The organism is Candidatus Hydrogenedentota bacterium (assembly GCA_035450225.1).
Taxonomy (GTDB): domain Bacteria; phylum Hydrogenedentota; class Hydrogenedentia; order Hydrogenedentales; family SLHB01; genus DSVR01.
Genome location: DAOTMJ010000022.1, coordinates 69,211 through 76,959, shown reverse-complemented (window position 1 = coordinate 76,959; position 7,749 = coordinate 69,211). Strand labels below are relative to the sequence as shown.

Genomic DNA, 7,749 nt, shown 5'->3' with positions numbered 1-7,749 from the left:
GGCCACGCTGGGCACGGATCGGTTTCTTCTCGAGGACCGGTTTGTTTTCACCGGCGGCGGCGTACCGGTCGAGGAGGCCTTTGCGACATGGCAACGCGTCGAAGTGGAGGGACGCTTGGCGCGAATCGCCGCCGATAACGGCGTCTTGGAAATTTCAGCAAGCCAGGGCGCCTTTTCGGTCGAGCGGCTCGAAGATGCCTGCAAGGCCAATCAGAAGTCCGGCGTGTTATCGCGGATCGCCTTGGCGCTTCCGCAAAATCCCGACGTTACCGTTCGATTTGAGATGCGCTACAAACCGCTTTGATCATGAATCGTGCTAAATATCATTGTTCACAGGGCATTTCGCGTGATCGCAAGGCTTTTTGGGCCGTTCTCGCCCTGTGGACATTCGGCAATCTTGCATTTGTCCACATGACCCACCTGGGTCTTGCGGGCGACGAGGCGCAATACTGGGACTGGTCGCGTCATCTGGACTGGGGCTATTACAGCAAGCCGCCGATGATCGCTTGGATCATTGCGCTGCTCACGCGCATCGGGGGCACAAGCGAAGCGGCCATCCGTTCCGGCGCGGCGCTCTTCGCGTCGGGCACGCTCGTGTTCATCCATGCGCTCGCGCGACGAATCACCCGCCGCGAATCCACCGCGCTGGTGGCCGCGTGCATGTCGCTCGCAATGACCTCAAGTTGGGCCGGATCGGTGATGTTGACCATAGATGCGCCCATGGCCTTTTTCTGGGCGTTCGCGATGTATTCGTTTCACCGCGCCATTTCCGGCGATAGGGGCTGGTGGCTGATCACGGGCGTGGCGCTCGGCTTGGGCATGCTGACCAAATACACCATGCTGGCGCTTGTCGTGTCCTTCCTGGCCTATCTGATCTTGTTCGACCGCGGATGGCTGCGCCGTCCCGGACCGTATCTCATGCTGGGCATTATGTTCCTTGCCATGATCCCCGTGGTTTATTGGAATGTCGCCCACGACTGGGTATCCGTGCGTCACACGGCAAGCATCGGAACACGCGGAGAAAAATCCTTTGGAAAGACCATCGGCCATGTCCTGGAGTTTGTTGGCGGCCAACTCGGCATCGTTTCGCCGATTCTTTTCGGTTTCTTCGCATGGGCCATGGTCGTCATGGCGAAGAAGGCCAATCTTTTCAGGCCATGGGTTTCCGGGATCGTAGGGGTAAAAACGAACATGGGGGATGATAACGGGTTCGGGTACGAACAGGAAAAGGCTTCTGGCTTGCAACCTCCGTCCCTCGGCCTTCGGCCTTCGGCATTGAAAAAGGACGCGGCGTATCTGTTTCTCTGCACGATGATCCTGTTCGGCTTTTATGCGTTGGTCGCGTTCACGCGCAAGACCGAGCCGAACTGGCCCATTTGCGCGTATCTGTCGGCCGTCATCGCGTTTGCGTGGGCGTGGCACGACCGTCCGCGCACTTCCCGCATGCGGAAGCTGCTCTATGCCGGCGTGATTCTGGGCTGTCTGGTGGGTGTGTTTTCGCGAACGACCGAATGGTTGTACCGAGCTTCGGCCCGGTTCGCGCCCGAAAATGCCCGGATTGAAAACGTCTACCTTGGGCCGTTGCATTTCCGCGCAAAAAAGGAACCGACAAACCGTCTCTTTGGAGGCCGCGAATTGGGCCGCACGCTGTCGAAACACGTGCGAACGGGCGATCCGAGCGCGCCGTTCATCTGCAGCGAGAACTACCAGTTTGTCGCATGGGCCGCATTCTATACGGAAGGCCGGCCACGAACGTATTGCGTGAATCTAGGCGATCGCCGGTACAACCAGTATGATCTGTGGGGTGGGTGGGAGGCGCTTGTCGGGCGCGATGCCCTGTTTATCGTTGGCGACCCGCCCGAAGTGGCCCAACCCCGCATCGAGAAGGCCCTTGCCCTCGGCGCCTTCGAAAGACTCGACGGTATAGAAGTTGTCAACGTCTACCGGCAGCGCACGCTCGTCAAGGTCTTTACCATCGCACGCCTCCGCGGCTATACCGGTTACGCATGGCGGCCCGATACCGAACAATATTAGCCGCATTGAATTCGCCCTGTGCAAACGGTAATTTGGAAGCGTTGGTTTGCCGATGACGCGGTGTGTGCATGAAAATGAAAAGGGAGAGACCCTATGCGAACGGCGATTGCTTTTCTGTTGATTCTTGCGGCATTGTCCATGGCCGGATGCGGATTAAGGGGCTGCGGCAAGAAAAGTCCATCGCCGTCGGCGGCGCCGCCTGCGTCCACGACGTCCAAGTCGCCCGAAAAGGCCTATGCGGCCGATCCATCGGCGACACAGGTCATGAAACCGCCCGTTGTGGACGATCCCGCGCCGCCCGAAACCGTCGAAGCCCTGCGCCCAATTCTTGCCGGGATCCTGTCGGCATGGGAAAAGAAAGATGTCGAGGCGGTATTGCGGATGTGTACGGACTCCTTCTCCGGCGCGCAGGGCGAAACCCGAACCGAGCTTGCCCTGATCTGGCCGGAAATGATGAAAACCGTAACCCTGACCGCCGAAGATGTGCATTTCTCAATGAGCGGGTCGGAGGTGGCCGTGTATCCCGTGCGCTTTGACCTTGGCACGACCCGCGGCGATCTCGTGTTTCTCTTTCGCAAAGAGGCGGACGCATGGAAATGGTCGGCGATTCGCGTCGGCCCCCCGGAAACGAAAAAATAGCCCGAAGGTTTGACAGGGGTTGCAACAATTCGCCCACTTGCATTTTTCAAAAAATGTGGTACAATCCAAGTGTAATCGCGAGCCGCGTGCGAGAGTGGCAAAAAAGACAATCCTTTAGTGGATGATGCGCGGCATGGGAATGTCGGCGAGGAGTTTTTTGTCCTCTCGACGCGGCTCGTGGTGTTAGTCTTCAATTCCCGCCCGGACATTTCAAAGTTTGCCTTTTGGCGTCCGGAGGCTTAGACTTTCCTTGGATTTCTTCACGGTGGGCAAAGAAATGAACGGAGTTCAAGGATTTGCAACATGACGACAAAAGCGCGCTTGGAATTGTTCCTGAAAGAAGTTTCGCATCATCTGCACAACGAGTTGATTCCGTTTTGGATGACGCATGGCGAGGATAAGGAATACGGCGGATTCCTGACTTATCTCGACCGGAACGGCAACCCGACGGGTGAAACGCTCAAGACGCTCATCTGCCAGACGCGCATGATCTACACCGCGTCGTCGGCGCATCGGGCCGGACTCGGCGGCGGGTACTTTCTCGACAGTGCAAGGCAGGGTGTCGAATTTCTCATCAAACATTTCTGGGACCACGAATTCGGTGGATGGATTTGGACGACCGAACGCGACGGCACGCCGGTCAACCAGAGCAAGATCGGTTACGGGCAATCATTTGGAATTTACTGCCTGTCGGAGTACGCCCGTGCGTCGAACGACCCGCGTGGCCTTGAATGGGCGCTGAAGACCTACCAAGTCCTTCAAACCGAGGCAGCGGACAATTATGCCGGCGGCTACTATGAATTTCTTGAGCGCGACTGGGCAAAAAAGCGGCCCGGTGTGTATGGCGGCGACCGGAAATCGTACGACGTCCATATGCACCTGATGGAAGCCTTCACAAATCTTTATGCCGCCACAGGCAATCCGCGCCACAAGGAACGAACCCTCGAAGTCATCCGAATCCTTTTCGACCGCGTCATGCACCCGGAATTCGGTACCGGCATCGCCCAGTTCTCGCTTGACTGGAAGCCGTTGCGCGCAATTTTATTCAAGGACGTCTGGGGAGCGGACCGCGACGTGGACGACGAGGAAGGGCGTCCCATGAACAACACCAGTTTTGGGCACAATGTCGAGTTTGCGTGGTTGTTTCTCTTGGCGGTTGAGGTTCTTGGACTGGACATTGCGCCCTACAAGGAACGGCTCCGGAAGATATTCGACCACTGTGTGACCTACGGGATAGACTGGAACAAGGGCGGCGTCTTTTGCGAGGGACCGCACGACGGCCCGGCCCGCGAGCGTAACAAGGAATTCTGGCAGCAGTCCGAATGCCTGACAGGACTGATGGACGCCTATCTGTTATTTGGCGACGAGAAATACCTCGATGCCTACGAGAACGTGCATCGCTTCGTCATGGACGTGATGATCAACCACGAGGTGGGCGAATGGTGGCCCCTCTTCGACGAGAACAACAACCTGATCTGGGACCACATGGCCCACGCATGGAAGATCAACTACCATACCGTCCGTTCGATGATCCTCACCGAGGCCCGACTCAAAAAAGCCCTCGCGCGGTTGTAAGCGGGGTAAGACAACAAACGGGGCAGATGCGGCAAGGGCCAGACTACAATGGGGTGCTTGGCCTTTTCGTCTGGGAAAAGTGGAATGTGGATGTTGCACGGCGAACCTGTCGCAGTCTCGATAGGTTGTGTGTATCGTTGCAGCGGATGGCGCCTGATTTCCTATTGCCGCATTGATCGCCCCTACGCGACTTCATGCCGGCGCGAAAGGTAATAGAGGATCGGGACAGCCATGCGGGAGAGCAGCAGGGAGGCGATTTCGCCGGCCATGAGCGAGATGGCGAGGCCTTGGAAGATGGGATCGAACAGGATCACGGACGATCCGACGATGACGGCGGCGGCGGTCAGGAGCATGGGGCGGAAGCGCACGGCGCCGGCATCCACCACCGCGTCGGCAAGCGGCATGCCTTCTTTCAGCCGGAGTTCGATGAAATCCACGAGGATGATCGAGTTGCGGACGACGATTCCGGCGCCCGCGATGAATCCGATCATCGAGGTGGCGGTGAAAAACGCGCCCATGAGCCAGTGCGCGGGCAGAATCCCCACGAGCGAAAACGGGATCGCGGCCATGATCACGAAGGGCGTCTTGAGCGACTGGAACCAGCCGACGACGAGGATGAAAATCAGCACGAGCACGGCGGCAAACGCCAGGCCCATGTCGCGGAAAACCTCGTAGGTCACAAACCATTCGCCGTCCCATTTGATCGCGATTTTTTCGGATGAAAACGGCTGCATGGTCGAGTACTGCTCGACAGGGTAGCCTTCGGGGATGACGAGCGCGGCGACACGTTTCATCAGTGCAAAGATGACGTACACCGGGCTTTCCGCGACGCCGCCGACGTCGCCGGTTACGTAGACCACGGGCATCAGGTTCTTGTGGTAGATGCTTTTATCCTGGATGGTCTCGGTGATTTTTACAATCTCGCCGAGCGACACGAGATTCCCCTTGTCGCCGGCCACTTTGATTGCTTTTAGGTCCTCGACGCTCGACCGATGCGCGCGGTCGAGCCGCAGCATAATCGCCACGTCCTCCTTTTCCTTGGGTTGGTGAATCAGGCCCACGCCCGTGCCTTCCAGTGCGGTGCGCAGGGTGAGGCCGGCCTGTTCAACGGAGATACCGTTCAGGGCAGCCTTTTCCTGGTCAATGTCAAAGTGGATTTTCGTCTGGTCATCTTCCACGTACCAGTCGGTGTCCACCACGCCTTCGGTCTGTTCGAAGATTTCGCGGACCTTGCGCGCGACTTCGATTTGCCGCTCGTACGTGGGGCCGTACACTTCCGCGACAAGCGTTTGCAGCACGGGCGGGCCCGGCGGCACCTCGGCGACTTTTACGCGCGCGCCGAACCGTTCGGCGACGGCCTGAATGCCGGGCCGGACACGCTTGGCGATATCGTGGCTCTGTGCAGCGCGGGCTTCCTTGGGCGCGAGATTGACTTGGATGTCGGCTTCATTTGGGTTGCTGCGCAGGAAATAATGGCGGACAAGCCCGTTGAAGTTGTGCGGGGATGCCGTTCCGACGTAGGTTTGCATGTTGGCGACTTCGGGAACGGTCCGCAGATAGTCGGCGATGGCGCGCGTGGCCGTGGCGGTTTGTTCGAGCGTGGTCCCTTCGGGCATGTCAATGATAACCTGGAATTCGCTTTTGTTATCGAAGGGCAGCATTTTGACAAGCACCTTAGACAACGGCACCAATGAACACGCCGCGAGCAGTAAAAGCGACACCATGACCAGGAATCCGTAACGCAGGATGGGGCGGTGAATCAACGGATCCATGACGCGACGATAAAGACGGTCAAGAGCGCCTTCACTGTGCGCGTGGGACGGCGTCCCCGCCGTCCGCATCGCGATGTCCGATTCCGGCGGGAGGGACGGCGTCCCCGTCGTTCGCCGCATTCGACGGAACCATGATTGCTTGTGCTTGTGCGGCGTTTCGGCGCGAAGGAGGCGGTACGCCGCCCACGGCGTTACCATGAATGACACAATGACCGAGAAGATCATCGCCGCGGATGCGCCGACCGGAATGGGCGCCATGTACGGTCCCATGAGTCCGCGCACAAAGGCCATCGGCAGGATCGCCGCGATGACGGCCGCCGTGGCGAGCAGTGTCGGATTGCCGACCTCGTCCACCGCGTCCACGGCGATTTCGATAACCGGGCGTCCCTTGTTTTCGGGCAGATGGTAATGGCGCACGATGTTTTCGACGACGACGATCGCGTCGTCCACCAGAATGCCGATCGAGAAGATCAAAGCAAAGAGCGTCACGCGGTTGAGCGTGTAGCCGTAGAAATAGAAAACCACCAACGTCAACGCCAGCGTGACCGGTATTGCGATCGCCACCGTTCCCGATTCGCGGACGCCCAAGACGAACGCAATCAGGATGGCGACCGACACGACGGCCAGAAACATGTGATACAGCAGTTCGTTCGATTTTTCCTGGGCCGTTTCACCATAGTTGCGCGAAACCGTGACCTGAATGTCCGACGGGATTACCGTGCCTTGCAATGCGCGCACCTTTTCAATGACATGATCCGCGATGGTAATGGCGTTGGAGCCCTTGCGCTTGGCCACCGAAATGGTTACGGCGGGCGCCGGCCCGGACGATTCGGCGCCTTTTTCCGGGCGGCCCAGCACGTGGCTGTGCGCGCTTGCCGGACCTTCGATGTTGAAGACATAATTCGCCGCCTCCTCCGGGCCGTCGAGAATTTCCGAAACGTCGCGAAGATAAATCGGCCGTTTGTCAAAGACGCCGATTACGACCGCGCCCACCTCGTCGGCGTTCTTCAGGAAACCGCCTGCTTCAACGAGAAACTCACGGTTTCCGGCGGAAAAACTGCCCGCGGCGTTCTGTGCGTTGGCCCGGCTCAACATGGGAATAATCGTTGCCGGCGCGACGCCGTACGCGGCCATCCTCGCCGGATCGAGGACCACGCGGACCTGCCGCCGCTGGCCGCCGATCAATTTGACTTCCGACACGTTCGCGACTTCCTTGATGGCGTCGTGCAACTGCGCCGCGACGCGCCGCAACGTGAAATGGTCATATCGTTCGCTCGACAACGTCAGCGCCAGAATGGGCACGTCGTCGATCGAGCGTGGCTTGATAAGCGGCTGGCTGCAACCCGGCGGGATAATGTCGAAATTCGAGAACATTTTCTGGTTGAGGCGGACAATTGCGTCTTCCTCGTTTTCGCCGACATAGAAGCGCACCACGGCGAACGCCGCGCCGGGACTGGATGTCGAGTAGATGTACTCGACGCCGGGTATTTCCCAAAGCAACTTTTCCATGGGTTTTGTGACGCGCTCTTCGATTTCCTTCGCGCCGGCCCCCGGCATCTGCACGAAGATGTCAATCATCGGCACGACGATTTGCGGTTCTTCCTCACGGGGCAGCAGCACCACCGCGCCCAGACCCAGCAGGAGGGACGCGGCGATCATGAGCGGGGTGAGTTTCGAATCAATAAATACATGGGCGATTTTACCTGCAAGTCCCTGCGTCTTCATGGAA

Annotated in this window: 5 protein-coding genes; 4 read left to right on the top strand and 1 reads right to left on the bottom strand. The window is 58.6% G+C overall.

The window, feature by feature from the left end:
* The 4 genes from P5540_12675 to P5540_12660 form a co-directional block, all read left to right on the top strand.
* A partial coding sequence (locus P5540_12675) for a hypothetical protein (protein ID HRT65669.1) occupies nucleotides 1–304 on the top strand: 304 nt, incomplete at its 5' end.
* Between the two features lie 2 nt (nucleotides 305–306).
* Nucleotides 307–2,034, top strand: coding sequence for a glycosyltransferase family 39 protein (locus P5540_12670; GenBank protein ID HRT65668.1), 1,728 nt, complete (start codon nucleotides 307–309; stop codon nucleotides 2,032–2,034).
* A gap of 93 nt (nucleotides 2,035–2,127) precedes the next feature.
* The gene (locus P5540_12665; protein HRT65667.1) at nucleotides 2,128–2,673 is read left to right on the top strand and encodes a hypothetical protein; all 546 of its coding nucleotides are present in this window, start codon (nucleotides 2,128–2,130) and stop codon (nucleotides 2,671–2,673) included.
* A gap of 303 nt (nucleotides 2,674–2,976) precedes the next feature.
* Entirely contained in the window at nucleotides 2,977–4,248 is a 1,272-nt protein-coding gene (locus P5540_12660; GenBank protein HRT65666.1) for an AGE family epimerase/isomerase, read from the top strand.
* Nucleotides 4,249–4,430: 182 nt separating this feature from the next.
* Here the strand turns inward: P5540_12660 and P5540_12655 are convergent, their stop codons facing one another.
* Nucleotides 4,431–7,745, bottom strand: coding sequence for an efflux RND transporter permease subunit (locus tag P5540_12655; GenBank protein HRT65665.1), 3,315 nt, complete (start codon nucleotides 7,743–7,745; stop codon nucleotides 4,431–4,433).
* Between the last annotated feature and the right edge of the window lie 4 nt (nucleotides 7,746–7,749).

Bases quoted from the DNA above. Each gene is read 5' to 3' on its own strand.
- P5540_12670 (HRT65668.1), top strand. From the start codon at position 307: ATGAATCGTGCTAAATATCATTGTTCACAGGGCATTTCGCGTGATCGC.
- P5540_12665 (HRT65667.1), top strand. From the start codon at position 2,128: ATGCGAACGGCGATTGCTTTTCTGTTGATTCTTGCGGCATTGTCCATG.
- P5540_12660 (HRT65666.1), top strand. From the start codon at position 2,977: ATGACGACAAAAGCGCGCTTGGAATTGTTCCTGAAAGAAGTTTCGCAT.
- P5540_12655 (HRT65665.1), bottom strand. From the start codon at position 7,745: ATGAAGACGCAGGGACTTGCAGGTAAAATCGCCCATGTATTTATTGAT.